Below are 26,984 nucleotides of genomic sequence, written 5' to 3'. Positions count from 1 at the left end.
CGACGACAGGCTTACAGGCTATGAACACCCTTTTGACACTGACGCGCGGTATATCGGCGCTAATCTGTGGGTTGGCCGTGGCGTTCACCGTGCCGGCCCTGGCTGCGCAGGACAGTACGCTGCACGGGTCGCGTCCAAAGCATCACAAGGATCACCGGGCCGCATCGGCCGTGAGCGACGAAGAGCAGGCTATTCTCGACGCCAGCGATGCGCGCTTTTTTCTCGCCCGCACCGGTTTTGCGCCCGATAGCAGCGAGGTCGCGGCGTACGTCGGCCTTACGCGGCAGCAGGCCGTCGACAGGGTGCTGGCGTCAGTGCGCACCGAAGCGTTGACTCCGCCGCCGGCATGGGTGTCGGAGCCGCTGCCAACCCGCGCCGAACGCAAGGCATGGACGCCCGACCAGCGACGCGACGACCAGCGCCTGCGTCGCGAACGTTACGAGGAACTGCGTGCGTGGTGGGTCCGCGAGATGTTGAACACGCCGTCGCCGCTCACGGAACGCATGACGCTTTTCTGGGCCAATCATTTCACGTCCGGTCAGGACAAGGTTGAGTTCCCGCAGAACATGGCGCGGCAGAACGCGCTGCTCAGGCGCGAGGCAGTTGGTCACTTTGGCGACATGCTGCATGACGTCGCGAAAGACCCGGCGATGCTGCTGTATCTCGACGGCGCAAGCAATCGCAAGGGCAAGCCCAACGAGAACTTCGCGCGCGAGGTGATGGAACTGTTCACGCTGGGCGAGGGCCATTATTCGCAGCAGGACGTGTCGGAGGCGGCGCGCGCCTATACCGGATGGAGCCTCGATCCCGATACGCAAGCCTATGTCTTTCGGCCGAACCTGCACGACGACGGCATCAAGACTGTCCTCGGCCAGACCGGCGCGTTCGACGGCGATCAGGTGCTCGATATCCTGCTTGCCCGCCCGGAGACGGCCACGTTCACCACCACTGAACTGTGGCGCGAGTTCGTGTCCGACACACCCGACGCGGACCAGATCGCTCCGATCGCGGAGCGGTTTCGAGCCAGCCGTTACGACATCAAGGTTGCCCTGCGCGGCCTGTTCCTTTCCGATGCTTTCTGGAGCGACGGCAACCGCGGGGTGCTGGTGAAATCGCCGGCGGAGTTCGTGGTCGGCACCTTACGTGCATTTGATATTGGCTACGACAATACCGCACCGTTCGCGGGTGTGTTCCGCAATCTAGGCGAAAACCTTTTTTATCCGCCGAATGTGAAGGGCTGGCCGGGCGGCCCCACCTGGATCAACAGTTCGACGTTGCTTGCCCGCAAGCAGTTTGTCGAGCAATTATTTCGCGCCACTGAAACCACTGGTCCGCAGCGGATGCAAAATGGCATGGCGCAGAACATGAATGCCAGCGCGCCGGTGCAGCGCGCGATGGCGCGTGTGGGCCTGGGCGGCGTGCGCTTCGATATCGACAGATGGCTCGCGCACTACAACACGACGCCGGATGCGAAGCCGGGTCTGTCGATCGAACTGCAGTTGCAGCACGCAGTGTTGCCGCTCGCGCCAGTCGACGCGATCGAGACGGATTCCACCGGGAGCGCGTATCTTGAGGCGTTGTTGATGGACCCCGCCTACCAGCTGAAATAAGAGCTGGTGCACGAGACAGGCGACATGCCTTCAGCGGACGAACGAGGTGCAGCATGAAGCGACGCGATTTCCTTTCGATGGCGACAGCAGCCGGCGCCTCGCTCTGGTTGCCGACGACGTTTGCCGCGCAGACGGGCACGCTCGCGAACGGCGGCCCATCGCCCGCTGGCGGCTATGGCAACCTGCTGGTCCTCGTCGAGTTGAAGGGCGGCAACGACGGTCTGAATACCGTCATTCCGTACGCCGATCCCGCTTACTATCAACTGCGCAAGAGCATCGGCATCAAACGCGAGCAGGCGATCCAGCTTGACGAACGGACGGCATTGCATCCCTCGCTCCAGCCGTTGATGCCGCTCTGGCAGGATCGGCAACTGGCGATCGTGCAAGGCGTCAGCTATCCGCAGCCGAATCTGTCGCATTTTCGTTCGATCGAGATCTGGGACACCGCGTCCAGGTCCGATCAGTATCTGCGCGAAGGGTGGCTGTCTCGCGCGTTTGCGCTAAGGCCGGTTCCGGCTGGTTTCGCGGCCGATGGCGTGGTGATCGGCAGCGCGGAAATGGGCCCCCTTGCGAACGGCGCACGGGCGATTGCGCTCGTCAATCCGGCGCAGTTCGTGCGGGCGTCGCGGCTCGCGACGCCTGTCTCGCTACATGAGCGCAACCCCGAACTCTCGCATATTCTCGACGTCGAGAATGACATCGTGAAAGCAGCCGACCGGCTGCGGCCCCGCCAGGGTCAGGTTCCGCTGAAGACCCCATTCCCCCAGGGCGCGTTCGGGGCGTCGATCAAAACCGCGATGCAGGTTCTTGCCGCCGGCGACACGGCGCAGGGGCAACCCGTTAGGGGCCAGGGCGTTGCGGTGATCCGGCTGACGCTCAACGGATTCGATACGCACCAGAATCAGCCTGGGCAGCAGGCTGCGTTGCTAAAACAGCGGGCGGAAGGATTCGTGGCGATGAAGTCGGCGCTGATGGAACTAGGACGCTGGGACAGCACGCTTGTGATGACCTACGCGGAGTTCGGCCGGCGTCCGCGCGAGAATCAGAGCAACGGTACGGATCACGGCACGGTCACCCCGCACTTCGCGATGGGCGGGCGGGTGCGGGGTGGACTGTACGGCGTGCCGCCGGTGCTCGCGCAACTCGATGGCAACGGCAACCTGCCGGTCGGCATCGACTTCCGGCAACTGTACGCGACGGTGCTTGGGTCCTGGTGGGGTCTCGATGCTGCGAACGTGCTGCAGCAGCGATTCGAGCCGCTGCCGTTGCTGCGCGCATAGCATCATCCGCGTGCGGCTCGCCAGGCAATCCACAATTTTCGGATCGGCGTCAGTGCAATTCGCTGATGCAGAACGTGGTAGCCATCCCTTTCGATTTCGTCCAGCACCGCGAGTGCGAGCGCGGCCTGCGCTCGAAGCGTGCGCTGGGTGGCGCGCTCGGCGTCCGGAATCGCGGCGAGCGCGCCGTGCAGCGAGTCGCGTGCGCGGCCGGTCTGGAAGCGCATCAATTCGGTGAACGCGTCGGTGTATTTGCGGTTGATCAGATCCGCGGCAGTGACGTTAAAGCGCTGCATCTCGTCGATCGGAATATAGATGCGTCCGTGGCGCGCATCGTCGCCGATTTCTTCGACGAACTGCGCAAGCATCAAGGCGTTGCCGAGCGGCACGGCCCAGCCCGACGCCTGCGAAGGGTCGCGTGCCGTTGCCCGCGCGACCAGCGCGGCAAACGCGCCGCCGACCCTCTCGACATAGCGTCGCAGATTCGGATAGTCGAGATAGCGGGCCTGATCGAGGTCCATTTCGAAGCCGGAGAGCAGCGCCTCCAGTGAAGCGTATTCGGAGGCGGTGCTGGGCAGATGCGCCATGAGCGCTTTTGATACTGGATGAGACGCCTCGCCGGCTGCCAGCGCGGAGGTTTCCTTTTGCCACCACGCGAGCTTGGTGCGGCCGACGGTCGGATCGCTGGTTTCCTTGACTGTTTCCTCGAATTCCCGCCGCAGGGCGAAGAGGGCGGTCAGGAGCGGCTGGCGGGCGGCCGGCGCCTGCCTGAGTGCGTAGTACGTGCTCGAACCGGGTGGCGCTGCCTTCTGCTGGCAATAGTCGTCGAAATTCACTGGATTGGGGGTGAGGGGAGTCGGATGCAGACGGCGCGCACCGGGTCGGGCGGCCAGCGAAAAATTGTAGCATCGCGATACGAGAGGCGGGGGCAGACAAGCCGTGGGCAATCGGTTAGAATCTCGCGCTTACGCTTTGGGACGGCAGTCGGCGGTCGATGGCGAGACAGACAATCGGCAGGGTGCGCATCGCATTTTGCCCGGCTGCGTAGTGCTTACCGGCGCTTACCCGTGGCTACCCGTCGGTATGGATGGGCTCCACGAATCAATGCGCGCAATGATGCACATCGCAGCGGCATACAGCGCAAGCGATACCGCGACGGTCATGCCAGACTATGTATAAAGTCGATGCCGGTTCGGCGACGACGCGTGAGTGGCGAAATTGGTAGACGCACCAGGTTTAGGTCCTGACGCCAGCAATGGCGTGCCGGTTCGAGTCCGGCCTCACGCACCACACACCATTCCGGAAGGTTCCGGAGAGGTCCAGAAACCCGCGATAGCACAAGGCTTCGCGGGTTTTTTCATTCTGTAGCATCCCGGGTTGGTCCGCTGGAAGCTGGTGGTATGAGGTGGTATTTTTGGTGGTATCGGCTCGAGGCCGATGCAGTAAAGGCCGCGCGTTTCCTGGCGCTCGTTGTTGGCAGGGCTCATGCGAGCCAGATGGATGGCGCAACCCGTAAGTCGTGGCTAGCGGAACTCCGGCGAAGCCGGGAGAGGTCGCGTGATACACCGTCGTGGTTGTGGGTCAGCGTAGTCGAGCTGATCAGCATTCACGAGGCGGCGTATCTGGAACATTGCAGGGGCTTTGCGGCGGCAAAACCCATCGAGTGAGCACCATGTGTCCCGCCGTACGGCTCCATTCGGGTGTTTTCCGCGAGCGGCGGCTGTTCGTTCGGGCGCCGCCGACGGCTCCGGGTTTTCCCCATGATGCGCTGGTGGCTTGAGGGCAGACTGACGATGGCCACGAGCGCCCCATCGTCAGTTCATTCCGCAAGACCGGAAAGGGCAACGCGGCAGGCTCACGATCCCGCAGTAAGCAGGACCATGGCCGCTGCGGCGACTGTCATCGCAGCAGCCGCCAGCCAATCGACGACCTGCAGGCTACCGCCAATGACGAATTTGCCCATGGTGCCCGGGTTCGATGCCATTTTCATCATGAGCACCATGATCGGGACGGAGGTGACGCCGTTAATGACGGCGCTCGAGTGAAGCGCTTTGATCGGGTCAATCGAGGTGAAGCCGAGCGCCAGCCCTATTACGGTTGCAAGGATGACGATTCCGTAAAATCGTCTGGCGAGCCGTGGCTCGAGTTCCAGGCTATTTTTCCATTTGAACGTTCCCGCCATCGCGTAGGCAGCTGATCCGGCGAGGAGGCCTGTGCAGATGTCTGGATATTCGTGATGTGATGCGCATGCAGGGTTGCGGCGCCAGTGACAGCGTCGCAAGCGCGACGGTATAGGCCCGGGTCGGGCCGCTCTTCCAGTGTGCAGTCGGTCGGCATGTCTATGCCGAAACTCCTCCGAATACCCTGGCTGCGTGCGCCGTGTCGGCGGGAGACATCGTCTCCGAGTCTGTCGATCATGTCGCCGAGGCTCGTGTTACCGTCCTCGCCGACGGACGTCGCCATTGAGTCCGGCTCTGTCGCGATCTTCATGGTGCCGCGTACCATGTGCTCAGGCATCTCCATGCGCTCGGCCAGCCTCGTCCGCCCGCTTTCTTGCCGCTACATTGCAATATTTCCCGCGAACTGCGATTGAGCCTGGTTGTCGGCTCGATCATATGGACCGATACTCGAACGGGCCGGGTCGGTGATCGCCCGGGTGACGGTCTGGCGAACGCACTGTGTAGCGGCAGCGGAAAATTTCCAGCCCCGGCGGTACTGGAACCTGTCGACCGTCTTCATCAGACCGATGTTGCCCTCCTGGATCAGAGCCAGGAATTGCATGCCGCGATTCGCGTACATTTTCACAATCGAGATCGCCAGCCACAAGCCAGTCACCTCGCGGACGCGCCGACTGCTGATCGGGGCAGGCGAGGCCGATGCGCCGATTGTGCGCCTTGGCACAGCGACCGACAACGCGCCGTTATAGAGGATCCTTGCGCTCTCTATCTACGGCGCACCGGACAGTCAAATGTGACCCAGCAGCACCAGTACCAAGACGACGACCAGGACGACGCCGAGCAGGCCCGTTGGACGGTAGCCCCACGAGCGGCTGTAAGGCCAGCTCGGGACTGCGCCGATCAGCAACAGGATCAACACGATTAGCAGAATGGTTCCGATGGTCATTTGCCTTCTCCTTCACTTCAACTCTCGACAGCGGGAATGAAGAGCGCGTTCGAGATTCGAGCGACCTCACTTATAAACAATACTGAAAACACAATTTCCTTCGTGGTAGCTCGCATGACGGTCTCCTTCGTTCACAAAGCGACTGGTCGCAACCTGAGCGGGTGCAAATCCGCCCTCCACGAGCCGCAATTCCTGTGCCGCAGCCTGTCCAAGCTTCGCTCCAGTAGCAAGCGCTCCTCACCGGAACGATAGCGGCGGTCGCCTTGGGGACGCAGCGGGACGTCCACGGCCGCTCGCATTTTGATGACCCTGTGCCACTCAGAATTGCTGACCCCGCGCGTTGCGGTTCAGGCTGGCTTAGGCCGATGCTCCGTGCTTAAATCATCTGGCAAGGTATGCGCGGCTTCAGTGAATCTGGTTGAACGGGCATGGCACGTTGCGTGCGAGAGGCTCAGAACAGACTGGACTGGACGTCTTGAGCCTTCAGTTCCGAAGAGAGCGCGATTTGACAGTGTCGCGGGCGTAGCACGTATCCGGTGGTGACGGATGGAGGGAGACATGCCACAAGTCGTCGTTGGACGGCCATGAGGCGCTTCGCGCGCTGCAAGCACTGGGGCTAACACGAGATCAGGGACACTTATACCAGGCAGGCAAGCGCCACATGGATTCGACTTTTATTGAGGATGGCTCTGGCACCGATTGGGGCGGCCCGGAGTGCGCGGAGTATGCGGCCCATGGCGAGCATTTGGGTGTCGCAGGCTCGGCAAACCGATGCCGCAGTTCGGAGAAAGGATATTCGCTGTCTGCTGCCGAGCCGAGCGCCGAGACGCCGATGCGCACGCTTCTGGTTGTCGAAGACATACGTGAGCTGCGACCTGCCGCCACTTGCGAGGTGTTGTACGAATACGGCGCGGTCGCAGTAAAGGACCCTACCGGTCACTGGCGCTTCTCACCTTACCGAGGGGTCTGCCGCAGCCAGGAGTAGAGAAGGAGGTAGCGCGGACCGAGGGCGGAACGCACAAATCTCGCATTTTTATAAATCTCCACCAGAAGGCTCTCCAGTCAGTTGTTTCCACATCGGGATTGGCGTTGAGTTCCAAACCAGTCATTCTCTGGGGCTAGCGAGGCGGCACCTTTCATCCGTTTTGTGCTTCACACACCCGGTTTCGGCCAGTTGATCTGGCTTCGTACGGGGCCGAATCAGCCATCTTCACCAGCATCGCTCCATCGTAAGCCGCGCGGCCCTGGGTTGCGACTACGCCAATGCTCACAGTCACGCGGCCATATCGGCTCTGGATGTGTTCGATATTGAGGCCGTAGACCGCGTGCCGAAGGGTTTCAGCCAATCCCATCGCGCCGGCCGAATCGGTATCGGGAAGGGTCACCACGAATTCCTCGCCACCGATGATTGGAAGCCCTGCCAGGCGCCTGTCCACGTAGAGTCGGCGGACCCCGTCGATCAATGCAGTGCCGGTGAATGCACCTTCGTTCGTCGGCATCGCCTGAATGAAGTCGGGGGCGTTCCGGATATCGCGCCCGACTACGTCGCGGTCGTAGGGCAATCGCGTGATCATGGTACCGTTCGTCTCGACCACGGCGGCCGTTCCGCGCGCTCCCACGGACAGGCCGTCCAGTAAAGCACGGAAATAGTCGATGCTCAATGTTCCGACCACGACACCACCGAAAGAGCCGTCCGCACGCGCGATCCGGCGACTCAGCGCAATCGTGAGCGTGGCGTCGCGCAGCCGTGACGCGTAGGGTTTGCTGATGTAGAGGCCCGTGTTGCTGTGATCACGGTGGACGGCGAAATAGTCACGGTCAGCGAAGTTTCCTGCTCGCGGGTATGAATCGGGAGTCAATGATGATGTCACCCCGTTCATTCATCACGAAGATCGAACCCAGGTAATTGCCTGAGGCAGCGCGGTCGAACAATACTTCGCTTCGGATCTTTGGCGGAAGTGCCATGACCTGCGGATCGGTCACTCCGTCCACAACCGCTTGTATCGGAAGATCATAAAGTTCGACGTTGCATGCGATGTCGCGCTCAATGACCAGCATCAGATTCCGCGCGTTCTCCCCGGCGTGTTCGTAAGCATCGTTACGTGACTCATACAGAACCCACGCGCACAGACCGTATATGAACTGGAGTTGATCCGCGGCGCAAGCAGCAAAACGGAAGATGAAGGTTCGTAAGATGCCGATGCTTAGAACGGCCGCTTCCGGAAAATCTGAAGGTCCACTTCACGCCCTGAGTCAGTCTGTCACGCGTTTAGAGGGGGGAGCGTGAGGTTTGCAAGAAGGGGCGAGCCCAGCTTCCTCAATGCGTTTAGATAGATGCTTTCGTCGTACCGTGTCAGCAAGGCCAGCAGTTCCCCGATCAGGTGGATCTGACCGGGAAATTGATCGCGATTTCCTGGTCGAGGTGTTCGAGCCCATCTGCGTCAATGAACCGGCGGCGAAACGGACGCTAGCGGTGAACCATCGTGACCGCAACTTCACGAGCGCCAGACTCGAACGACGCATGCCCGACATCGGGTCACTTGCCACAGACGCCGGGTGACGGTCGCATTCTTGTTGTCCGGCAGCGATGCGGATACACGATTCGCCAACTACTGCTTCGTCTGCTGGCGCCGGTATTCCTCCTGTTTCATCTGCATATACTGTTGCCGATCAATTTCGTGCAGCTGCCGCGGATATTGCTCGCTGGCGCTGAACCAGTTGCTCAGGCGTTGCTCCAGCCGCCTGTCCGGCAGGCTCGACAGTGCGCCGAGATAGGCATCGATGGCCAGGTAGTAACGCATGGTGTTGCGCTCCACGAGGCCGCGTACCCCACCGACGTATTCCGCCTGTGCCGCGGACGAATCCGCGATGTTGGTGAAGCCGACCTTGCCGCGGCCAAAGGTGGCCAGATAGCCTTTCATGGCAAGACCCCCGATCACGCCGTAGCTGTATGCATAAGTCAAATGCAGGAACGTGCGGTCGCCGCTGAGCGACACCGCTTCCAGAACGATCTGATAATCCCGGGTGTTCAACGGTCCGCTGTCGGCGTGGAGCTTTACCTGAAAGTATCCCGGGCTGGTGGTCGCTGCGTGGTAATCGAATCGCACGCGGTAAGTGGCCCCGAGTTCTTCGGCGACTTCCTTTTTGCTGATGTTCACAGTCAGCGTGTTGCCGCTACTATCAGCAGAGGCATGGCAGTACTTGATGTTGGGATGCAGGATCAACACATCGCACCAGTTCACCGGGCCTTGCGACGGGTCATTGAGGGCGTCGTTGACGGTCGCGAATGGATAGTCCATCACGGCGTAGATTTCGCCCTTGACCGTGGATGGCGATTCCTGCGAATCGAGATACAGCCGCCGCTGAAACGGGTTATGGTCGAGCCGTGGAATCAGGCTCTGGTATATCTGGCGCAAGCTGATGGCATCGTCGGGCGTTTGCGCCGACAGCCCCTGACACAGCAGGCAGCATGCCGCCAGAATGGTCAGCGTGCGCGCCTTCCTGTGTACCTGGTCGCTGGCCTGACTTCTGGCAGGCGTCCTCATCAACGTGCTCCGGCTGGCTACTCCAGATGGAGGGGGTCTCTCGTGCATAGATCAGGCACCTCGACCGTCGTCACCGCTTCGTACGTCAGGAGACGGACGTTCCCCAACGATCATGCCAGTCGCGTCCTGACGTGGAATCCACATTCTTGTAGTCCAAGGCAGCCATGCGGATACGTCGGCAACCGAGCTTACGACAAAATAAGACGAAAAACCGCGCACAATCGAAAACGCGCACCATCGAGGCGCGCGTTTGCTGTGATGATTCGCAGCGAATGGGCTTGTTGACTTTGGTTCTTGGCTTCGTTGGCGCGCTCCCTCAGTTGGCCCCTTATTTGGCTTCTTGTGCCTCATTCTTGATCGCCTGGCCGCCCTTCGAAATGTCCTGGCCTGCGCCTGCCATTGTGTTGCAACCGGCGAGAACTGCAGTGCCAGCAATCAATATCCATGCAATCAATCGCATCATTATCTTCCCCTTGTTCAAATCAGGCGGACCAGATTAATTTTAGACGATTTTGCTGTTGGTGCTGCCGGCTTCGCCGTTGGTATCGCATTTGGGGCACACTCAGGATTCGGTTTTTTTCGTACGTCAGGAGTCCGGCAAGCCTCTTCGCATCAGGATCGGCGCGGACCACGCTTTCCCGGGTTCAGCCAAAGTCGGTCAGCGAAACGTCGGATCGACTGGTAAAGGAGGCTGTCGGCCGCGAGCGCCAGTGTTTCACGACGGAGCGTCGCTTTCTCCAGGTATAGGAACCGAGTAGTATGGCCGGTAACCAATGTTCATGACCATGCTCCAGTTGCCGCCGTGCCCCCAGCATCTGCGGCTGTCCGGCGGCGAATTTCAAGGGTTTTGGGCCATGGGGAACGTCATGCGTGCAGTGCTCTATGCCCGTGTCTCAACCCGCGACCAGCAGGCTTCGTTTCGTTGTCGGACGCGCTCGACATGACGACGCCCGGCGGTTGGACGCTGGCCAGCATGCTGGCGTCGCTGAGTTCGAGCGCGATGTCTGCGCGAGCGGGTCACCGCATGGACGCCCCCTGACCGTCACGGCTCGCGCGCCGGAGATGCAAGCCCTGTTTGCGCAGGGACTCAGCAAACGGGAAATTGCCAGGCAGCTTAACGTCAGTCGCACCTCGGTGCGGCGACTCGTCAGTGCTACCGGCAGCGAGGATGTGCCGTGCCCGCGCCCGTCGTCCGGAACGGCGACAGAGGTGGACTGCTAATACGCGCAAGGAGAACACCATGAAAGCGCGGCGGCCTGAACCTTTACGCGAACTGCCCGCGTATCTGCAACGGAAACGTGGGCTGGTCGCACAGCGATGGCTTGCGGCGCTTCGCGCCGATCCCCTGAGTGAGGCTCGCAGGCTAACCGCCGAGCAGTTCATCGACGATTTGCCAGGCATTTACGAAGAGATCTGCGAGAAACTGAAAACTGCGCGACGGAGACCGGTCCAGGCTCGCATTGAACGCGATGCGCGTCAACGCGGACGCTCTCGCTGGATGCAGGGCTACCAGCTGGACGACCTGTTCCGGGAACTCGATCTGCTTCGAAGGTGCGTCCGGGAAGCCACGGCCGAGTTTTTCCTGCTATCGCCCGCGCGTTCAAGCAAGCTCGAGGCGCGGGCGTATCAGACCATCGAGGATCTGTTCAGCGCGACTCTCCATGACGCCATCGGGCAGTTACTGGAAGAACAGGATCAGCGCGCCGCTGATCTGCTTCGGGAGCGCGATCGTGCGCTTGCCGCCCAGCAGGAAAGCGAAGAACGACTGCGCATGGCGGCTGCGGCCACCGGATTGGGTATCTTCGAATGGAGGCTGGCCGAGAGGAGTGCCGTCTGGGAAAACGTCTGGATGTACACGATAACCGGACAGCCTCCCGGCGATGGCCCGCTGTCCGGCGAAGAGTTCACCCAGACTGTCGTTCATCCGGACGACGCTTCGAAGCTCGCGGAGCAATTCGATGAAGGCAAGGTCCCGGGGCGCCTGGTCCAGGCGGCCTTCCGGATCTTCCGGAAAAGCGATCGCGCTTTGCGCGTGGTCGAAATGTGTGGCCGCTTCCGGTTTTCGGACGAGGGCGCAGTCGAATGTTTTGTGGGCACGCTGGCGGACATTACGGAGCGCACGCAGGTCGAGGACGCCCGGAAGGAAGCAGATCGACGCAAGGACGTGTTTCTGGCCACCCTCGCGCATGAACTCCGTAGCCCACTGGCACCGATCCGCAATGGCGCGCAGGTCATGAAAGACTATCTGACCAGTCTGCCTCCGCAGGTCCAGTGGGTGCAGGCCATGATCGAACGGCAAAGCCGTTACCTCTCCGACCTGGTCGATGACCTGCTCGACGTATCCAGAATCACGACCGGGAAGGTCAAGCTGAAAAGAAAGATTTTTGACCTGAAAGAAGCAGCCGCACGGGCTATCGAGATCAGCCAGCCGCTCGCCGAGATGCGACGACAGCGATTGTCGGTCAACCTTCCCGATGAGGCCGTGTTCGTCAATGGCGATCCGATGCGCCTCACGCAGGTCATGTCGAACCTGCTGGACAATGCAATCAAATATACAGGGAACGGTGGCGACATTCGCCTGACGGTCCAGGCGGAATGCGACACCGCAATGGTTTCGGTTGAAGACACCGGAATCGGGATTCCGACCGACGAGTTGCCTCATCTTTTCGATCTTTTCCTCCAGGTCGATCCGACGACCCGGCGCTCGCGTAGTGGACTGGGAATCGGGCTGTCGATCGTCCGCTCCGTGGTCGAGATGCATGGAGGCGACATTGCGGTGACGAGTGCCGGGCCCGGCCAGGGCAGTCGATTCACAGTACGTCTGCCCATCGCGCCAGCGCCTTCGGGCAACGAATCCGAACCTGTTGCCGTGGAACAAGGGGGCGGCCCCAAACCGCAGATATTGATCGTAGACGACAATCGCGACGCAGCGGATTCACTCGCCCTGATCCTGCGGATGCACGACTACGAGGTCAGGACAGCGGATGACGGCCCTGGCGGGATCCGGGTCGCGGCCGCATGGTCACCGGAAGTGATCCTGCTGGACATCGGCCTGCCTGGGATGAACGGGCACGACGTCGCGAAGGAATTCAAGGCGTTACCGCAAACGCAGCACGCAGTGCTGATCGCCATGACAGGATTCGCGAGCGCAGAGGACATTTCTAAATCTGCCGAGGCCGGCTTCAGCCGCCATCTGGTCAAGCCGGTCGACCCGGACATGCTCATCGACCTGTTGCGTGACATGGATTCTTCCCGGGATGGAGAGACCGGCGCGACGGCGCCCAGCGGCTAGCTGCCGATGAAGTGTAAGCGGTTACGACAGGCAACGAGTTCGAGGCTACCTGCGCGCGGAAGGCATGCCGGGCGTATGGGAGTGGCGCCCGTTTTAGCCATGCTGGAGGGTGTTGAACAATACGAACCTGTCAGTACAAAGGATTCGCGACGGAAGTGGACGCGCTGCCTGATTTCGTCAGGACCCTTTCGATTGAGAAGACGCCGCTTCCTGCTTGCGTGGTCGTCGCCACGATTACCCGGACAGGAGCCCCGGTCGCGACATTTTTTTGCCTTTGCGCATGGACCGCAATTGAATTTTTCATCACCCCTGGCTGGCAACGACGAGGTAAAGCGCGATTGACTCGTACCGACAGATTTGCATGGTGGTTGTAATTTCGCGCAGTCTGTCGGCATGAGTGCGCGACGCTGGCTCCGGGAGAAGCTCAACGTTGTTTCCAGTTTGGGAACGCCGCCCCAGGCACGTCGGTTGCATCAAGTTATACGACGGTCTCCAGTCGATGATATGCACGAGCCATACCGCTAGTGGTGGCGCATCCGGCAACAAGCGCCCGACGATGGCCGAGGGAGGTTCATCATGGAAGCAAGATGTAGCTATCAGGCCAATATTTGCGGCGGTGATTTCCAGCATGTCAAGGACTGCTTCAATACCTGGAAGCGGCAGCCGTTGGTTTATCACCAAAACCGGTCGATGTTCGAAGGCAAGCGTGAAGTTCGACCGCTCTGTGAAAGCGCGTTCAGCAACGGCGAGGTCGCGCATAACATGCTCGAACAGAGGTGTAAGCCTCGAGATCCCTATGCGTTGGCAGCGGAAATCCACGACGGCGAGCGTGATGTATGGCTCGTAATGGCAGCTTATGAAGACTGAATAGCCCGGTCGGCGTTTCCGCTGATGGCCGACCCATGGGCGAAACTGCACACGACCTGCTCGAGTTGCGCGAACTGTGCGCGACGAACCGTGCCTGCAGGCTCAATTGCGACGACTGGCCGCTACGCTCATCGCGCCGGGGATCGAGGATCAGCGCGGGGGCTGTTGAGGTGCCCAACCGCCGGTGGCTCCGACTTGCGTTTCGACGCCCATGCCGTGTGTGGCGATACGCCCGTACCGGGTACCACGCGAGCGTCGCCGAGCTGACTGTCACATTGCGCTGCCTTTCGACACATTCGACGATGAGACCAGGACCACTCATGATTCAGACAGATCGTTGAGGTGGTGGCCAACAAGTCACGCACAATGTGCTGCTCATCGAAGGGCACCCCAATCAGGGCGCCGTATTCACCAGAACGCAGCGCATGGCTGAATCAAACGTCATCAATCAGTCGGGCATCGAACTCAATGGCAAATACCTGATGCACCTGCAGCAAGCCGCTTTTGAACTCACCCTGGTAGTTCGGCAACTGCTCCAGCAATATTGCAATTATCCGGTTTTCGACTGTCGTCCGCGCGCCGCCCGGCATTGCGTCATACCGGTCAAGAATGTCATCCGGAAAGAGAAGCGAGATGTATGGCGTTCTTTTTCCGCCTGGGTCTCGAATGATCAGATTTTTCATTTTGCCGTCAGTCGCAGCCTTTTCACCATAGACCGCGTTTCCATCAAAAATCCCGCACACCGACTGAGCAATGCGTATCAGCGCAGCGCGAGTGAGTTGATAAGTTGGCATGCTGTCTCCGTTGTTATTTTCGGTGAATCCTGGCAAGAGGGAGCACGATCCTTTTCAGCGCATTCCGGGTGCACGAATGGTCAAGCTCAGGAAGCTGGCGGTCTAAACTCAGTTATTTCCATTTTTATACCAGTAGTTAATCCGCTCTTCAGCTTTAGCGAGCATATCCATGCTGAGATTCAGTGCGCTATCGTCAGACTTGCGAACGGTTTTATCGAACCCGATCGGCGTTGGTTTGGTTAGGTCGCCGTCCAATCGTTCAAATGCAACTATACAAGTCCAGCTGGAAGATGCCTCTGAAAGCTCCATGAGGATCAGAAAACCATGGTACGTCTCCACGCAGTACATTGGCTAACCTTCGTATAAAGGCAGGGGAATCCTAGCATGGCGAAGTTAGATATCCATATTGTTATGATTAAAAATTTGGATTAAATCAGATTATTCGATGATGGAAACGTCATTGACCAAATGAGCATAACGAGGAACTGAAATTTACCCGCAGGGTGTAGGGATGGACATCGCAAGCGGAAAGCGAGTAAGCGCGAGGGAGGCAGCCACTATTCTCGGCGTCCCGCTACACAATTGGCCAGGTCAACCGGGCCGGCGAGATCAGGTCCGGCGCATCCTTGAGAAGCATGATTTCTTTGCGTTTCGCGTCATTTGCCCGCCCGATTCCATCGAAATCGTCCAATGATGGCGTTTCCCTCGGCACGGCCCACGTCGTTCAAAGGCTGGGCATCCGACAGGGCAATAGGAGGCGCAAGATTTGCACCTCCATCATTGCGTCATGCTGCTTCCGACGCGGGTTGCCAGGCATTTACATCGTCCTGGCCTTGAGCATCCCTTTGGGCCGCGTCTGGAACACCCATGACAACCAACATTGAGCCACCAGCCACGCCAGAGGAGTCAGCCAATCCGTGGCTGGAAAAGTTAGGGCCCGGTCTGGTCACCGGCGCGGCCGACGATGATCCGAGCGGTATCGCGACGTACTCACAGGCAGGCGCCGCGTTTGGCTATAACATCCTCTGGACCGTGCTGCTGACCTATCCGCTGATGGTTGCGATCCAGCTGGTCAGTGCGCGGATCGGCCGGGTCAGCGGCCACGGCCTCGCAACCAACCTGCGGCAGCACTACCCGGTTTCGATCCTGTACAGCGCGGTCACGCTTCTGCTCGTTGCCAATACAATCAACATCGCGGCCGACCTGACGGCCATGGGCGCGGCCGTCAACCTCCTCGTCGGCGGTCCCGCTCATCTTTATACGGTCGCGCTGGCAGCGCTGTCGCTTGTGTTGCAGGTCTTTGTGCCGTACAAGCGCTATGTCCGCGTGCTCAAATGGCTCACCCTCGCGCTGCTCGCATATGTGGGCGTTGTGTTTGCCGTCAAAATCCCATGGACAACGGTGGCGTTTCGCACCGTGCTCCCGCACATGTCGTGGAGCGGCAACTACGCGACAACAATCGTCGCGGTGTTTGGCACAACCATCAGTCCCTACCTGTTTTTCTGGCAGGCGTCGCAGGAAGTCGAGGAGCTGCGGGCGGCCCCCGGCGAAGTCGCGCTGAAGAAGGCCCCAATGGAGGCGCCGCGCCAGCTTGAGCGCATTGGCGTCGACACATGGATCGGCATGGGATTCTCGAACCTGATCGCGTTTTTCATTCTGCTGACGGCCGCCGCGACCCTTCACGTGCACGGCGTGACCGATATCCAGACTTCCGCGCAGGCTGCGTCAGCGCTCAAGCCAATAGCCGGTAAGTTCGCATTTCTGCTGTTCAGCGTCGGTATTATCGGGACCGGGCTGCTTGCGCTACCGGTGCTGGCAGGCTCGGCGGCGTACGCAATGTCCGGCGCATTCCGGTGGAACAACAGCCTGGAACTGGAACCGCGCCTCGCAAAGCGCTTTTACGCGATCATCGTTATTGCAACAATGGCCGGGCTTGCGCTTGGCTTCACGTCGCTCGATCCGATCAAGGCGCTTTATTGGAGCGCCGTCATCAACGGCATCACGTCGGTTCCGATCATGGTGCTGATGATGAAAATGGCCTCGCATCCGCGCGTCATGGGCGAATTCTGCATCCGTGGCAGTCTGCGGATGACCGGGTGGCTGGCAACCGTCGTGATGGGCGTGGCCGTTGTGGCGATGTTCGCGATCGCCGCGATTACGTAGGCCGATTGACGCGATCGCGCATGGTCCGCGCTTTACCTCCGCTCCCCGCTGGCTCTCCTTCCGTCGCACTGGTGCCCTCACGCGTGGCGCCGGCATCGTGACAACATTCTCCGAACTAGCGGACAGGCTTGTCGAGCGCATAGCGCCGGCAATGTTCGAGATATTCGGGGTGCCGCCAAGATTCGGACTTATACGTAAGTGCGCGACGTGAAGTCGCGCCAGTTATTGTCCCGGCCCGCGCGGGATAGTGAGACTTGTTGTTCCCTCAACAATCGGCTATCGGAGCGAGCGTGGCTGGTAACGGCCGGGTTTCGGAACTCCCGGGACGATGAAGTCTCTCGGGTGAGGAGAGCACGCCCGTGAAGTTCGCTCAACTGCTGCCAGCATCGGGCGGCGAGGACGCCACGGTGGACAGAAAACCCGCACAACCAGAAAGCCATCCGCGTATGCGGACGGCTCTTATCCTATCGCAGGGCAACGCGAATCAGGCTACAGCCGGCAGGCAGCAGCCTGAAGCCGCCACCCGCTGGAACCCGATTACCTCATGGCGGCGTATTGATCGCGCAGATCGCGGACGCGGTCGTGATTCTGCAATACGCCTTGATATTGACGCTCGACAATCGCCCGCACGTCGATGGGAAGATCCTTTTCGAGCGCGTCGTGGTATCGCTTCTTCGCGACGTCTTCACCTTTTTCGCACTCCGCGAGGATGTCGTAGTCACTGCGGGAGGTGACCGCCGATTTCACATCGGCCCACCCGCGATGCAGCGCGCCTGACATCGAGCCTCCCGTCTCCGGCTTGCCGCCCAGCTGATGCACGGCGTCCTGCAACTCGCGAGCGCCGCGCGCACAGTCATCGGCGCGGCTCAGGAACAGCGACTTGAGTTGCGCATCGTGTGCCTCTTCAGCGGCCTTGCGAAAGCCCTTCTCTCCATCCTTCGACGTCTCGACGAGATCATTCAGTTCAGAAATAACGTTCGTGGCCATTCAATGCTCCTTGGGTCAGATTGGGGTTCAGCGAACCGCATTGCTGCGGTTCAGCAGGTAGTCGCAGGCATCGTGCCTGTACGCTCATGCCCTTGCCATCGTGCGCAATCTGCTACGAACTTGCGCGCGCTCGTAGAGATTCCCGTGGCAGAGAGTGTATGACGACAGGCCTGGCGTGCGAGCCGCTGCAAAGAGGACCCTTTGCGGCGCTTTTGATGTCGGCATGGACGTTGCTCAGCTGGCGATGCCCGACCGTTCCCTTTAGCGCAGACCGGTATGGGAGGAAGCGCCAAAGGACCTGTAGAAAGGGCAGGTAACATCGACAAAATGGAGAGTCATCCTGACAATCAAAAGCGCGGAATTTCTTGTTCTCGTTGCGATCGCCACATCTGTGGGAGTCTCGCAGCTTCGCGAACACACGCTGACATCGGCGCCGCACCAGGCACCGAGTACGATTGCGTGCAACCCAGTGGCGCGAGGCATTGCGCCCGCAGGCTGCGAACTGAAGCGAGACAATGACCAGTGTGTGGATGGCCGTACGCGGCGTCGCCCCCGCGAACGGGAAATCTGGGTTTGGCTGATCCGATCAGAGGCATGAGCCTGCTTTCATCGCTTCCAGAAACCATGCCGCGCCGCGCGTCGCCCGCATCGGACGAGCGCGCACCACGTGCAGCACGTCAGGCGGTCAGGCCGCGATCCGGCTACATCGCTCCGGCGCGAAAAAGGCCGCTATGTAACACGACGCTGTCGCCATCATTCTGGTCAAGTGCCTCCGCGCACACCGAACGAATCCGCGCGCGGCCACGCTCGAATGCTTCGAGTAGCGTATCTTCCAGCGACGAATCGGCGCCGAAGTGATCCTGAAGTGCTTCCGCCGTGATAAAGCATGCAACCGGTTCGCCATCGACGGCCGCCGTGAACCGCATGGTCAGATTTGCGCCGTCGAAAATGGGTGTCTCGTCGGGAAAGGTGATGTTCATGTTCGCATCCTCGTAAGCAACCTTCGGCGGAATCGCATTCATGATGTGCTCTTCTTTGCGCTGCCAAGCTGTTCGGCCATCGCGAGATGGTGTTTGATGACAGGCAGCGCCTTCGTCGCGGCGGTCTTCAGTTGCGGGTCTGTGCCGCTCTCGCTTTCCTTCTGAAACAGCTCGACGGCTTTCTGATGTCCTTCCAACGCAACCTGCCCAATGTAAGCCTGATCGAAATCCGCACCCTTCAGTCCCTGCAGTTTTCCAATCACAGCGGCGTCAGCGGCCGGGGGCGTGGTGAGTCCCCTCTTCACGGCGATCACGTCAAGATTGCGCGCGAGCTTCGTGTGGTCGGCGATCATCTGGTTCGCAAATTTTCTGACGTGCGGATCGCTCGAGTTCGTCAACGCGAGTTTGCTCGCCTCGATTTCCGTCGCTCCCGCCTGCGATGCGTCCTGCACGAACTGCTGATCAGACGCCGACAGCTTGCTGTCCGTCGCAGCCGCCGGAGCGCTGGTCTGTGCATGAACCGCGCCGAACGTTGCGACGCCAAGACTGATTGCTACCACCGATGCGCGAAGCAAATACTGGAATGTCATGCGGTTTCTCCTGTTCCGAATCCTTCTGTGGAAAAACGGGGCGCGGCGCGAGATTCATCGCAGGCGTGTCGCGCGCCCGGTCGCGCGTCCCGTCGACTACACATTCGCCCGTTATTCCGCTTTCTTCTGTTTTGACAAGCGGGCGACCAGCGTCCGGTTGAATGAAGGAAGATCGTCCGGCTTGCGGCTTGTGATGAAGTTGTCGTCCTCGACCACTTCCTGGTCTACCCACGTCCCGCCTGCATTGCGGATGTCATCCTGCAGGCTCGGCCAGCTCGTCACGGTACGTCCCTTGAGGAGACCGGCCGACACCGGCAGCCACGCGCCGTGACAGATCACCGCGATCAGTTTTTTCGCGTTGTCGGCGGCCTTCACGAACGCCTGCGCGTGCGGCAGCAGACGGATCGCGTCGCTGTTCACGACACCGCCGGGCAATACCACGGCGTCGTAGTCGCGGGGCGTTGCCTTGTCGAAGGTGGTGTCCACGTCGACCGTATCGCCCTTGTCTTCATGTTTGAAACCCTGGATCTTGCCCGCCCTGGCGGAAATCACGTGCACGGTCGCCCCAGCTTCGGTCAGTGCGCGTCTAGGTTCGACGAGTTCAGCCTGCTCGAAACCATCAACTGCCAGCACGGCAACCTTGCAGCCTTGAAGAGTGTTAGCCACGAGTCCTTCCCCTTGATGACTGAATAGAGTCCTGCCGGCCAGTGCACAAAACGCAACGGTTCGCCGGTGATATATCCGAAGCCGCAAGAGGTGTGCCCGACGACGTCGCGATATGGGCAGAGATGCGCTTGCGTCGATGATGCGGGCTAATGCCCAGATCTCCGCTGCTTCGTGCGAAGCTTGCAGACCCACCGTATAGCGGCCGCTGCCGGACAGCGACCCGCGCCACGCTTGCAAGTTGTGCGCGTAGTCGTGCAATTGTTGCGTCCTCCCGTCGCCAACGTGCGCATCATCGACAGCGAACCATCCGCGCATCACAGGTACATCACTTGCTCAATCATCGACGCGGCAATCCCGCCGCTGTATGAGGTTCCGCTCGCGACGCAGCCTTGCACTATCAGGGAGACGCATCATGAATACGTTCACTCAACCTCGCACCGGCGACGGCGCACGCATTGTCGGCGGCGGACGAGAGACCGCGGACGGCCCAGGGCCGGACGTGATGGCAGCCAGCACGCTCGACGGCAACACGGTGCTTAGTGCGGACGGCGACGATGTGGGCAAGATCAAGGAGATCATGCTCGATGTGCAAGGCGGCCGCATCGCCTATGCGGTGTTGTCGAGCGGCGGCTTTCTCGGCATCGGCGACAAGCTGCTCGCCATTCCGTGGAACGCGTTGACCCTCGATACCGACCATAAATGCTTCGTGCTGTCGATCACGTCGGCCCAGGTAAAGAACGCGCCCGGCTTCGACAAGGAACACTGGCCCTCGATGGCGGACCGCACCTGGGCCACCACGGTCCATCAGTACTATGGCCGCGCGCCGTACTGGGGCCACACTGACCTCCGCGTCGACGACATTCCGGCAAGGGAGTCCGACGCGCCTGAGGCAGGCGGCGTCAAGCTTTAAGCCGGAAATGCGGAACGCGCGGAATGCATGCCCCGGGTGCAGGGGCAGGATGGTCTAAAGCGCGGTGAACGCCACGCTTTCGATGGCCCGGTTGCTGTCAGGATGACCGGAGAGCGACGCGGATCACTACCCAAGGGAGGCAAAGCCGATCATGGTCACGAAAAAGTCGAAGCGACCCGCGAAGCGCAGCCGTTCCGGGCGCCCGGCCCGCCAGCGACACGCGCAGGCCCATGCCGCGCAACGCGCAAAACAGGGAGCAGCGCAAACGAAGGGGCGCCGCTGGTCGCATCACGTCATGGAAACCAGCGACGCGATGGATATCGAGCCCAACATCTTCAAGACAGGTAGCGCGCAGGCAATCGCGGAGTCGCTCAAGCGCTCATCGACCAGAAGCCACCGACGCAAAGGCACCCCGTTCCAGTCGGCAATGTCGATGCTGAACTTCTACATCAACCGGGCCGGACGCAACCTGCCGAAGTCGCGCCGCGACACGCTTGACGAGGCGAAAAAGAAACTGCGCGAAGCGTTCGGGCGCGCGCCTTGAGGCGGGCATACGCAGGATCATCACGAAGCCCGCAGCAGGCGGAACCGCACGGCGGCGTAGTCAGGCCGCCTCACCAGATACCTCATGCACGAAACAACCTGGTTTATCGTCGTCGGCGGCGTGTTCGTCTTCATGGGCATCGCCGCCACGTCACTCAAGCGGCTGCCCTGCAGCGCCGCGATGTTCTATCTAGGGATCGGTTTTGCGTGCGGACCGGCGGGGTTGGGACTGCTCAATCTGGATATCGCCGGCGATGGGCACGTCTTGCGCATGCTGACCGAAGTCGCGCTTCTGGTCTCACTCTTCGCCATTGGTTTGCGACTGCGGGTGCCGCTTTTCGATGCGCTATGGTCATTGCCGTTGCGGCTCGGGTTTCTCGCGATGATCGTCACTGTGTCAATCCTGATGCTGTTCGGCGTCTACGTATTGCATCTCGGCTGGGGGCCTGCGTTGCTGCTCGCCGCGATTCTCGCGCCCACCGACCCGGTCCTCGCGCATGATGTTCAGGTCCAGGATCCCGGCGATGTCGATCTCGTACGCTTTTCGCTATCGGGCGAAGGCGGTCTCAACGATGGCATTGCGCTCCCCTTCGCGGTGCTTGGCCTCGCACTCTGCGCGGGCCATTCGTCAGACACGCGCGACGTGCTCGACTGGAGCTTCGCCGGACGAACGGCATGGGGCGTGGTGGGTGCCATCGCCGTCGGTGGCGGCCTTGGATGGGCAACCACGCACGGCGTTGCATGGTTGCGCTCACGGCATGCCCAGGCGCTCGGTCTGGAAGGGTTTTTCGCGCTGGGACTGATCGTGCTCTCATATGGCGTTGCACAACGGGCGTCTACGTTCGGTTTTCTTGCCACCTTCGCCGCGGGCGTCGCCATGCGAGGCGTCGAACATCGCGCGAGCCGCGGACAATTGCCGCGAGAGACGATCGGCAAGGTCGACTCCGAAGACGTCGTCGCTACCGCTTCAGATCCGCGAAAGGTGCACGCCTTCATGGCGGAATCGGTGCTCGGCTTCACGATCGAACTGGAACGGATTGCCGAAATGGCGATGATGATGCTCGTGGGCAACGTGCTGTCAACGCTGCACGTGCCGCTTTTCACGTGGCAAGGCATCGCACTTTCCGTCGTGCTCTTCGTGCTGGCGCGGCCCGTGGCGGTCGAGCTTTCGCTGGCCGGCTCCAGCGCGTCGCCGGCACAGCGTCGCCTGATGAGCTGGTTCGGCATTCGTGGCATCGGTTCGTTCTATTACCTGACCTACGCACTCGAACACGGCAGCCCCACCGTCATCATGCCGCTCGTCCCGCTGGCACTCGCGGTCGTGACGGCTTCGGTCGTCGTCCACGGGATCTCGGCTACGCCACTCATGAACTGGTATCACCGCTTGCGCCGCGATGAGCAATGAGGTGACTTCGGCGAAACAGCACAATGACGCAGACTAATGAAACGACGCGCGCCGAACCCACGTCCGCCGCCCGGTCGCTGCTTGAGATGTTCGAGGCGCAGCCGCTCAGTGAGCGCTTCGCCGAAGGCGGCATGATGGCGCTGCAGGCCGTCGGCGGCGCACCGATGGCGTACCTGATTGCCCGCGCGCTGCATCCCCGGGGCAGGCGTTTTGGGCCGCGATCACTGCGATGGCCGTCTCGTGCGTGCACGTGTCCGGGTGGTCCGCTTGTTGCTTCGTCAAACACATGCGGTTTCCAATGGAGGATTCCATGAGCCAATCAACGGCAGACGGCGAAACGCCCCTCAATCCCGGCGACGAAGAGGCGGCCGGTGCGCCTGGCGTAGGCGAGGACGTATGTCAGGCCTGTCGCGGAAGGGGCACGGTCGAGGGTGTACGGTGCATAGTGTGCGGCGGCACGGGCAAGGTGCCGCAGGGGATCGGAGGCGGCTGAATCCCGGGGGATGGCATGACATTCGTCGAGGAGCAGGCGCTCGCAGCAGGTGATGCAGTGCGAGGTTTTCCGCTGAAATTCGTCACGCGCGATTCGCGCAAGCGATGTGCGCGGACGATACACGGAATCGATCGACGTTCGCGGGCGCAGATTCGGGAGTAAGAGATGATCGATATGCGATACGAGCAGCAGATTGAACGGGGACACTACGAAGCATTCACGCTGGCGCCGCGCGACTGGGTGCCGAACAACCGCAAGCTTGCCGTGGCAATTTATCGCGCGGCGATACCGGGCACAGGCAGCGATCTGACCACAGAATTCGAAGCGCTTTTCGAGCACAACCAATGGCCGCCGCAATGGCGCGACGGCATCTTCGACTATCAACATTTTCATTCGACTGCACACGAGGTGCTGGGCACCGCATCGGGCTCGGCTGAAGTCATCATTGGCGGCCCCGGCGGACGCGTGGTCACGTTGCGTCCGGGTGATGCGCTGCTACTGCCTGCCGGCACCGGACATTGCCTGCAAGCGTCCACCGGCAATCTGCGCGTGGTCGGCGCCTACCCGTTTGGGCAGCAGTGGGATATTCGGCGCGATGCGCTGACGCCGGAAGAGCTCGCGGCTATGGAAGCGCTGCCGTTTCCCCCGAGCGATCCGGTGCTGGGCGAGCGGGGGCCCGTCATCGAGCAATGGCTCGGCGTGGCTTGACGCCGCCTGACAAAGGCATTTGCGCCAGCCTCACAGGAGTTTTCCATGCAAGAGAACGCCGCGCTCGACCGTCTATTCAAACTGATGTCTGCGCCGATGCTGGTGCTCGTCATCGCGGCGGGCGTCGGTGCCTATGTCGGTTCGCTGATTGGCGCGATGTCCCACATGCGCGGCGGTGGACGCGTTCCTCGCAAACGTGTGGCATCGCGAGTCTCGCGATTCCGGCGTGCTCGTGGCCGTCCATGTCTCGCCGGGACACAGCAGAAGGCCGCTCGCGTATCGCGCGATTCCGGTGGGCTCTCGACAGAACGCGCGACCGGTCACTGGCAGCAAGGCCGCTGGTCCTAGCCGGTCGACGGCATTGACGAATCGAAATCTTGAACGATCGGCCAGCTGTACGCAGAACGTCGGTCGAGCAGGTACAGGATTTGCATGTCCCGGAATGGAAACCGCCGGCGCTGTTGCGCTGACCGGGCGAATGACAGGCAATACGCAAACGGAGTTCGATATGCCCGCAAAGTCCAAAGCGCAGCAAATGGCCGCCGGTGCCGCTCTTGCTGCAAAGCGTGGCGAGAGAAAAGCCGGGTCGCTAAAGGGAGCCTCGAAATCGATGTACGAGTCAATGAGCGAAGCGCAGCTGGAGGACTTTGCGTCGACGAAGCAGAAGGGCAAGCCTCAGCACAAGTCCAGGCATTGAACGAAGCTGCGGCAAGTTCAAAAAGCGGCGAAGCCAGGCCGCCTTGCAACAACGCCTACCGCCCACCGGTCAGGCCATAAGGAGGGAGGTTCCATGCTTCAGTATGCGCTTATTTTCTTCATCATTGCGATCATCGCGGCGGTCTTAGGCTTCGGCGGCATCGCAGCCGGCGCGGCTGCCATTGCGAAGATCCTGTTCTACATCTTTCTCATGGTTTTTCTGGTCACGCTGGTGCTCGGCGTCGCACGGCGATGAGGATGCTCCGGTCCGGAAAGGTCGCGACATCGCTCTTTCGAATTGCAGCTATTACAACGAGTATTGTAAGGATCGCAAAGTCAGCCGGCTGCCCGCTCGTGCAACGGGGCAGCCGCTTTTATTGTCGTGCGCGGGACGTGCGTCGCCATGGCGCGCTTAGGAGGCACGATGGCTCGCGCAATCTGGAAAGGATGGGTCAGTTTCGGCCTTGTCCACGTGCCGGTGCAGGCCTATCCGGCGACGAGGACGCGGCACACGCGTTTCAAACCTGCTCGAGATCGACCCCGATCGACCCGATCGGTTACAAGCGGATCAACCAGCGCACCGGCAAAGAAGTGGCGCGCGAGAACATCGTGCGCGGTTTCGAATATGAGAAAGGCAGATCTGTGGTCCTGAGCGATGAGGAGATCCAGGCGGCGACCCCGGAATCGACATAGAGCGTCGATCTCCTTTCCCTGGTCGACGCTTCTGAGGTTTCACACCGTACAACCTCGCGCTGGAGCGCTGCGGCGTGAAGACCTACGCATTGCTGCGCGATGCGCTCGCGGGCACCGGCAAGATCGGCATCGCGAGCGCCGTGTTGCACAGCAAGCAGCATCTGGCTGCGCCGATTCCGGCGGGGCGCGTGCTCGCGCTCAATACGCTGCGCGGGTCCGAAGAGATCCGTCGCTCGACGAGGTGCGATTGCCGGACGAAAGCGCAAAGAAGACCGGCGTGACCGCCCGCGAGCTCGATACGGCAAAGAAGCTGATCGACGGCATGACCGCTGCCTGGAATCTCGACGACTATCGCGACACTTTCCATGATGACATCCTTAAGCTTGTGGACAAGAAAAATTGCGAGGGCAAGACGAAAGGGGCGAGGCCGAGGCGGCTGCGCCGTCGCGGGTGCGGCATACGGCGGATATCGTCGATTTGTCGGGACTGCTCAAGCGCAGCGTCGGGCGCCGCAAGGCGGAGGCCGAAGCTCCCGCTGCCAAAGTGGAGGCTCAGTTGGACGAAGGCTGTCACGCGACAGGAGCAAGGCAACGCGCGGGGAGCGACGCTGCGGTCGCAGGCCGGCATCGTCGCGAAAGCGCCGCGGCCGGGATTAGCAGCCGCGCACGTGCAAGAGCCCGCAACGAAGCGGATGTCGGGGCAGCTTGCAATAAAGGCCATCCGCATACGCGGATGGCCTTTTGAGTTGAGCGGGCTTCGACCAAAAGGTTCGGCCCAGCTCAGTCCGGGCTACGGCACATGTGACCGGAAGCTTAGTCCGGCGCCACCTTCAGGTGGTTCTTCACGCCCTTGACTCCGGATACGCCATTCACCGCGTCTTCAGCAGCGGTCTTCTCCTTTGCTGACGGCACCGACCCGGTCAGCCACACAACGCCATTGTGGGACTTCACGTGAATATGGGTCGATTTCACGTCCTTTGCGCCCAGCAACTCGGCCTTGACCTTTGTCGTAAGCGTGCCGTCGTCGATATGCTCGCCCACGGTTTCCGAGGTGGCCGGCGGCGGCGAGGCGCTTGTCTGCGCCGTTGCGTTCAGGGCGAAGGCGACACATGCGATGCCGCCGGCGGCCTTGAGGAACTGGATCGACTTCATGGACTTCTCCTTACGGGTGGTTGAAGCGTTCTGCGGTCTTGTTGCCTGTGCGGTCGATCGCGGCGATCGGCGCCGATGACTCGCCCTGGGGATCGTTGATCGGTGCCGCGTAACGGTTCCGTCAGCCCCGTGGTCGACATCGGACCCGGTCATCGCGTGTCAGCCGCTGCGTGACCAGGCCCGCCCACATAGCGGGTAGGCGCAACCCGCGTGCCACCTCCCGCGGCAGCCCCGTTTCATCGGCCCGGGTCTTTGACTGGCGACGGCTTCGGCCGATAACCGGCCTTCGCGCGACGGCCCGAGAGACGAAGCAGCGGGGGGCCACTTTTTTTCCGGCGGCTTGTAAAAACGGCGGAGGACGGATGACGCAAAGCTGTCCAGCGGGCATCCAAAGTGCTGTAAAAACAGTGACGTGCGAGAACTGGTACGGGCTTTGCTGGATTTGGCGAAAACCTGTCGTGCCTGAACCAGACTCTTCACAGGATCACCCT

The 26,984-nt window shown here is 61.0% G+C and carries 28 protein-coding genes, 1 tRNA gene and 3 pseudogenes; 18 read left to right on the top strand and 14 right to left on the bottom strand.

All coding sequences use genetic code 11. The features are described 5' to 3' along the window. Positions 1-20 precede the first annotated feature (20 nt). Both B0G77_RS18050 and B0G77_RS18045 read left to right on the top strand, forming a co-directional pair. A complete protein-coding gene (locus tag B0G77_RS18050; RefSeq protein ID WP_133663333.1) occupies positions 21-1,610 on the top strand; it encodes a DUF1800 domain-containing protein in 1,590 nt (529 codons plus the stop codon). Positions 1,611-1,663: 53 nt separating this feature from the next. Beyond that, positions 1,664-2,890 carry a DUF1501 domain-containing protein gene (locus B0G77_RS18045; RefSeq protein ID WP_133663332.1) on the top strand — a complete coding sequence of 409 codons (1,227 nt, stop codon included), beginning with the start codon at positions 1,664-1,666 and terminating at the stop codon, positions 2,888-2,890. A 2-nt stretch (positions 2,891-2,892) separates the two neighbouring features. Here B0G77_RS18045 and hpnD read toward each other — a convergent pair whose 3' ends face one another. Further along, entirely contained in the window at positions 2,893-3,723 is an 831-nt protein-coding gene (gene hpnD / locus B0G77_RS18040; RefSeq protein WP_133663331.1) for a presqualene diphosphate synthase HpnD, read from the bottom strand. A 367-nt stretch (positions 3,724-4,090) separates the two neighbouring features. Between hpnD and B0G77_RS18035 the strand changes: the two genes are divergently transcribed. Continuing rightward, positions 4,091-4,177: transfer RNA gene (locus tag B0G77_RS18035), tRNA-Leu, on the top strand. Positions 4,178-4,317: 140 nt separating this feature from the next. Next, positions 4,318-4,554, top strand: a pseudogene (locus tag B0G77_RS18030) (DUF2252 domain-containing protein); the annotation flags it as partial. A 188-nt stretch (positions 4,555-4,742) separates the two neighbouring features. On the opposite strand, the gene B0G77_RS18025 reads toward B0G77_RS18030, so the two are convergent. The 4 genes from B0G77_RS18025 to B0G77_RS18020 all read right to left on the bottom strand — a co-directional run bounded on the left by B0G77_RS18025 (position 4,743) and on the right by B0G77_RS18020 (position 6,010). Beyond that, positions 4,743-5,069, bottom strand: a complete 327-nt coding sequence (locus tag B0G77_RS18025; protein ID WP_347814168.1) for a divalent metal cation transporter — start codon at positions 5,067-5,069, stop codon at positions 4,743-4,745. Continuing rightward, complete coding sequence (locus B0G77_RS45555) at positions 4,979-5,422, bottom strand: sigma-70 domain-containing protein (RefSeq protein WP_347814180.1); 444 nt, start codon at positions 5,420-5,422, stop codon at positions 4,979-4,981. The genes B0G77_RS18025 and B0G77_RS45555 overlap by 91 nt, the downstream gene beginning before the upstream one ends. A gap of 24 nt (positions 5,423-5,446) precedes the next feature. Beyond that, positions 5,447-5,713 (bottom strand): sigma factor, encoded by a 267-nt coding sequence (locus B0G77_RS45550; protein ID WP_166656089.1) that lies wholly within the window; start codon positions 5,711-5,713, stop codon positions 5,447-5,449. Between the two features lie 138 nt (positions 5,714-5,851). Beyond that, positions 5,852-6,010 (bottom strand): DUF3309 family protein, encoded by a 159-nt coding sequence (locus tag B0G77_RS18020; RefSeq protein ID WP_133663329.1) that lies wholly within the window; start codon positions 6,008-6,010, stop codon positions 5,852-5,854. A 661-nt stretch (positions 6,011-6,671) separates the two neighbouring features. Between B0G77_RS18020 and B0G77_RS18015 the strand changes: the two genes are divergently transcribed. Beyond that, complete coding sequence (locus B0G77_RS18015) at positions 6,672-6,995, top strand: hypothetical protein (protein ID WP_243751040.1); 324 nt, start codon at positions 6,672-6,674, stop codon at positions 6,993-6,995. Positions 6,996-7,146: 151 nt separating this feature from the next. Here B0G77_RS18015 and B0G77_RS18010 read toward each other — a convergent pair. The 3 genes and pseudogenes from B0G77_RS18010 to B0G77_RS18000 form a co-directional block, all read right to left on the bottom strand. Continuing rightward, a pseudogene (locus B0G77_RS18010) lies at positions 7,147-8,149 on the bottom strand (diguanylate cyclase). Between the two features lie 470 nt (positions 8,150-8,619). Beyond that, positions 8,620-9,555: a hypothetical protein gene (locus B0G77_RS18005; RefSeq protein ID WP_133663327.1), complete on the bottom strand. Its 936-nt coding sequence runs from the start codon at positions 9,553-9,555 to the stop codon at positions 8,620-8,622. A gap of 328 nt (positions 9,556-9,883) precedes the next feature. After that, positions 9,884-10,018, bottom strand: a complete 135-nt coding sequence (locus B0G77_RS18000; RefSeq protein ID WP_133663326.1) for an entericidin A/B family lipoprotein — start codon at positions 10,016-10,018, stop codon at positions 9,884-9,886. 777 nt (positions 10,019-10,795) lie between these two features. Between B0G77_RS18000 and B0G77_RS17990 the strand changes: the two genes are divergently transcribed. Next, positions 10,796-12,847: an ATP-binding protein gene (locus B0G77_RS17990; protein WP_166656176.1), complete on the top strand. Its 2,052-nt coding sequence runs from the start codon at positions 10,796-10,798 to the stop codon at positions 12,845-12,847. A 576-nt stretch (positions 12,848-13,423) separates the two neighbouring features. After that, positions 13,424-13,714: a hypothetical protein gene (locus B0G77_RS17985; protein WP_133663323.1), complete on the top strand. Its 291-nt coding sequence runs from the start codon at positions 13,424-13,426 to the stop codon at positions 13,712-13,714. A 434-nt stretch (positions 13,715-14,148) separates the two neighbouring features. Here the strand turns inward: B0G77_RS17985 and B0G77_RS17980 are convergent, their stop codons facing one another. Beyond that, on the bottom strand, positions 14,149-14,508 hold the full coding sequence (locus B0G77_RS17980; protein WP_133663322.1) for a hypothetical protein: 360 nt from the start codon (positions 14,506-14,508) through the stop codon (positions 14,149-14,151). Between the two features lie 867 nt (positions 14,509-15,375). On the opposite strand from B0G77_RS17980, the gene B0G77_RS17975 reads away from it, so the two are divergent. Continuing rightward, complete coding sequence (locus B0G77_RS17975) at positions 15,376-16,671, top strand: divalent metal cation transporter (RefSeq protein WP_133663321.1); 1,296 nt, start codon at positions 15,376-15,378, stop codon at positions 16,669-16,671. A 537-nt stretch (positions 16,672-17,208) separates the two neighbouring features. Here the strand turns inward: B0G77_RS17975 and B0G77_RS17970 are convergent. The 4 genes from B0G77_RS17970 to B0G77_RS17955 all read right to left on the bottom strand — a co-directional run bounded on the left by B0G77_RS17970 (position 17,209) and on the right by B0G77_RS17955 (position 19,894). Then, positions 17,209-17,658 (bottom strand): PA2169 family four-helix-bundle protein, encoded by a 450-nt coding sequence (locus B0G77_RS17970; protein WP_133663320.1) that lies wholly within the window; start codon positions 17,656-17,658, stop codon positions 17,209-17,211. A 701-nt stretch (positions 17,659-18,359) separates the two neighbouring features. Continuing rightward, on the bottom strand, positions 18,360-18,680 hold the full coding sequence (locus tag B0G77_RS17965; protein WP_133663319.1) for a DUF1488 domain-containing protein: 321 nt from the start codon (positions 18,678-18,680) through the stop codon (positions 18,360-18,362). Next, positions 18,677-19,228, bottom strand: coding sequence for a DUF4142 domain-containing protein (locus B0G77_RS17960; RefSeq protein WP_133663318.1), 552 nt, complete (start codon positions 19,226-19,228; stop codon positions 18,677-18,679). The genes B0G77_RS17965 and B0G77_RS17960 overlap by 4 nt, the downstream gene beginning before the upstream one ends. 111 nt (positions 19,229-19,339) lie before the next feature. After that, positions 19,340-19,894: a type 1 glutamine amidotransferase domain-containing protein gene (locus B0G77_RS17955; protein WP_133663317.1), complete on the bottom strand. Its 555-nt coding sequence runs from the start codon at positions 19,892-19,894 to the stop codon at positions 19,340-19,342. 412 nt (positions 19,895-20,306) lie between these two features. Here B0G77_RS17955 and B0G77_RS17950 point away from each other — a divergent pair, with 412 nt between their 5' ends. The 10 genes and pseudogenes from B0G77_RS17950 to B0G77_RS45265 all read left to right on the top strand — a co-directional run bounded on the left by B0G77_RS17950 (position 20,307) and on the right by B0G77_RS45265 (position 25,623). Then, on the top strand, positions 20,307-20,804 hold the full coding sequence (locus B0G77_RS17950; protein WP_133663316.1) for a PRC-barrel domain-containing protein: 498 nt from the start codon (positions 20,307-20,309) through the stop codon (positions 20,802-20,804). Positions 20,805-20,955: 151 nt separating this feature from the next. Further along, on the top strand, positions 20,956-21,348 hold the full coding sequence (locus B0G77_RS17945; protein WP_133663315.1) for a DUF3175 domain-containing protein: 393 nt from the start codon (positions 20,956-20,958) through the stop codon (positions 21,346-21,348). Between the two features lie 84 nt (positions 21,349-21,432). Then, a complete protein-coding gene (locus B0G77_RS17940) occupies positions 21,433-22,752 on the top strand; it encodes a cation:proton antiporter (protein WP_133663314.1) in 1,320 nt (439 codons plus the stop codon). A 298-nt stretch (positions 22,753-23,050) separates the two neighbouring features. After that, positions 23,051-23,245 carry a hypothetical protein gene (locus tag B0G77_RS17935; protein ID WP_133663313.1) on the top strand — a complete coding sequence of 65 codons (195 nt, stop codon included), beginning with the start codon at positions 23,051-23,053 and terminating at the stop codon, positions 23,243-23,245. A gap of 165 nt (positions 23,246-23,410) precedes the next feature. Beyond that, a complete protein-coding gene (locus tag B0G77_RS17930; protein ID WP_133663312.1) occupies positions 23,411-23,953 on the top strand; it encodes a cupin domain-containing protein in 543 nt (180 codons plus the stop codon). An 87-nt stretch (positions 23,954-24,040) separates the two neighbouring features. After that, positions 24,041-24,301: pseudogene (locus tag B0G77_RS17925) on the top strand (hypothetical protein); the annotation flags it as partial. Positions 24,302-24,461: 160 nt separating this feature from the next. After that, positions 24,462-24,650 carry a DUF3008 family protein gene (locus B0G77_RS17920; protein WP_133663310.1) on the top strand — a complete coding sequence of 63 codons (189 nt, stop codon included), beginning with the start codon at positions 24,462-24,464 and terminating at the stop codon, positions 24,648-24,650. A gap of 93 nt (positions 24,651-24,743) precedes the next feature. Beyond that, complete coding sequence (locus B0G77_RS17915; protein WP_133663309.1) at positions 24,744-24,905, top strand: DUF1328 family protein; 162 nt, start codon at positions 24,744-24,746, stop codon at positions 24,903-24,905. Positions 24,906-25,096: 191 nt separating this feature from the next. Beyond that, complete coding sequence (locus B0G77_RS45270; RefSeq protein WP_279571331.1) at positions 25,097-25,342, top strand: Ku protein; 246 nt, start codon at positions 25,097-25,099, stop codon at positions 25,340-25,342. 74 nt (positions 25,343-25,416) lie between these two features. Continuing rightward, positions 25,417-25,623 (top strand): Ku protein, encoded by a 207-nt coding sequence (locus B0G77_RS45265; RefSeq protein ID WP_279571330.1) that lies wholly within the window; start codon positions 25,417-25,419, stop codon positions 25,621-25,623. Between the two features lie 531 nt (positions 25,624-26,154). On the opposite strand, the gene B0G77_RS17905 is transcribed toward B0G77_RS45265, so the two are convergent. Beyond that, a complete protein-coding gene (locus tag B0G77_RS17905; protein ID WP_133663308.1) occupies positions 26,155-26,493 on the bottom strand; it encodes a BON domain-containing protein in 339 nt (112 codons plus the stop codon). Positions 26,494-26,984 lie beyond the last annotated feature (491 nt).

Origin of the sequence: Paraburkholderia sp. BL10I2N1 (genome assembly GCF_004361815.1) — a bacterium.
Lineage (GTDB): Bacteria > Pseudomonadota > Gammaproteobacteria > Burkholderiales > Burkholderiaceae > Paraburkholderia.
This window is presented reverse-complemented; position numbering and strand designations above follow the sequence as displayed.

Excerpts from the sequence above, each read along its gene's own strand:
- B0G77_RS17950 (WP_133663316.1), top strand. The coding sequence starts at position 20,307 with ATGAATACGTTCACTCAACCTCGCACCGGCGACGGCGCACGCATTGTC.
- B0G77_RS17985 (WP_133663323.1), top strand. The coding sequence starts at position 13,424 with ATGGAAGCAAGATGTAGCTATCAGGCCAATATTTGCGGCGGTGATTTC.
- B0G77_RS45270 (WP_279571331.1), top strand. The coding sequence starts at position 25,097 with ATGGGTCAGTTTCGGCCTTGTCCACGTGCCGGTGCAGGCCTATCCGGC.
- B0G77_RS17915 (WP_133663309.1), top strand. The coding sequence starts at position 24,744 with ATGCTTCAGTATGCGCTTATTTTCTTCATCATTGCGATCATCGCGGCG.
- B0G77_RS17935 (WP_133663313.1), top strand. The coding sequence starts at position 23,051 with ATGGAGGATTCCATGAGCCAATCAACGGCAGACGGCGAAACGCCCCTC.
- B0G77_RS17940 (WP_133663314.1), top strand. The coding sequence starts at position 21,433 with ATGCACGAAACAACCTGGTTTATCGTCGTCGGCGGCGTGTTCGTCTTC.
- B0G77_RS18020 (WP_133663329.1), bottom strand. The coding sequence starts at position 6,010 with ATGACCATCGGAACCATTCTGCTAATCGTGTTGATCCTGTTGCTGATC.
- B0G77_RS17970 (WP_133663320.1), bottom strand. The coding sequence starts at position 17,658 with ATGGCCACGAACGTTATTTCTGAACTGAATGATCTCGTCGAGACGTCG.
- B0G77_RS18015 (WP_243751040.1), top strand. The coding sequence starts at position 6,672 with ATGGATTCGACTTTTATTGAGGATGGCTCTGGCACCGATTGGGGCGGC.
- B0G77_RS17960 (WP_133663318.1), bottom strand. The coding sequence starts at position 19,228 with ATGACATTCCAGTATTTGCTTCGCGCATCGGTGGTAGCAATCAGTCTT.
- B0G77_RS18000 (WP_133663326.1), bottom strand. The coding sequence starts at position 10,018 with ATGATGCGATTGATTGCATGGATATTGATTGCTGGCACTGCAGTTCTC.
- B0G77_RS18045 (WP_133663332.1), top strand. The coding sequence starts at position 1,664 with ATGAAGCGACGCGATTTCCTTTCGATGGCGACAGCAGCCGGCGCCTCG.
- B0G77_RS17945 (WP_133663315.1), top strand. The coding sequence starts at position 20,956 with ATGGTCACGAAAAAGTCGAAGCGACCCGCGAAGCGCAGCCGTTCCGGG.
- B0G77_RS17930 (WP_133663312.1), top strand. The coding sequence starts at position 23,411 with ATGATCGATATGCGATACGAGCAGCAGATTGAACGGGGACACTACGAA.
- B0G77_RS17920 (WP_133663310.1), top strand. The coding sequence starts at position 24,462 with ATGCCCGCAAAGTCCAAAGCGCAGCAAATGGCCGCCGGTGCCGCTCTT.
- B0G77_RS17965 (WP_133663319.1), bottom strand. The coding sequence starts at position 18,680 with ATGAATGCGATTCCGCCGAAGGTTGCTTACGAGGATGCGAACATGAAC.
- B0G77_RS17905 (WP_133663308.1), bottom strand. The coding sequence starts at position 26,493 with ATGAAGTCGATCCAGTTCCTCAAGGCCGCCGGCGGCATCGCATGTGTC.
- B0G77_RS18005 (WP_133663327.1), bottom strand. The coding sequence starts at position 9,555 with ATGAGGACGCCTGCCAGAAGTCAGGCCAGCGACCAGGTACACAGGAAG.
- B0G77_RS17980 (WP_133663322.1), bottom strand. The coding sequence starts at position 14,508 with ATGCCAACTTATCAACTCACTCGCGCTGCGCTGATACGCATTGCTCAG.
- B0G77_RS17990 (WP_166656176.1), top strand. The coding sequence starts at position 10,796 with ATGAAAGCGCGGCGGCCTGAACCTTTACGCGAACTGCCCGCGTATCTG.
- B0G77_RS18050 (WP_133663333.1), top strand. The coding sequence starts at position 21 with ATGAACACCCTTTTGACACTGACGCGCGGTATATCGGCGCTAATCTGT.
- B0G77_RS17975 (WP_133663321.1), top strand. The coding sequence starts at position 15,376 with ATGACAACCAACATTGAGCCACCAGCCACGCCAGAGGAGTCAGCCAAT.
- B0G77_RS18025 (WP_347814168.1), bottom strand. The coding sequence starts at position 5,069 with ATGGCGGGAACGTTCAAATGGAAAAATAGCCTGGAACTCGAGCCACGG.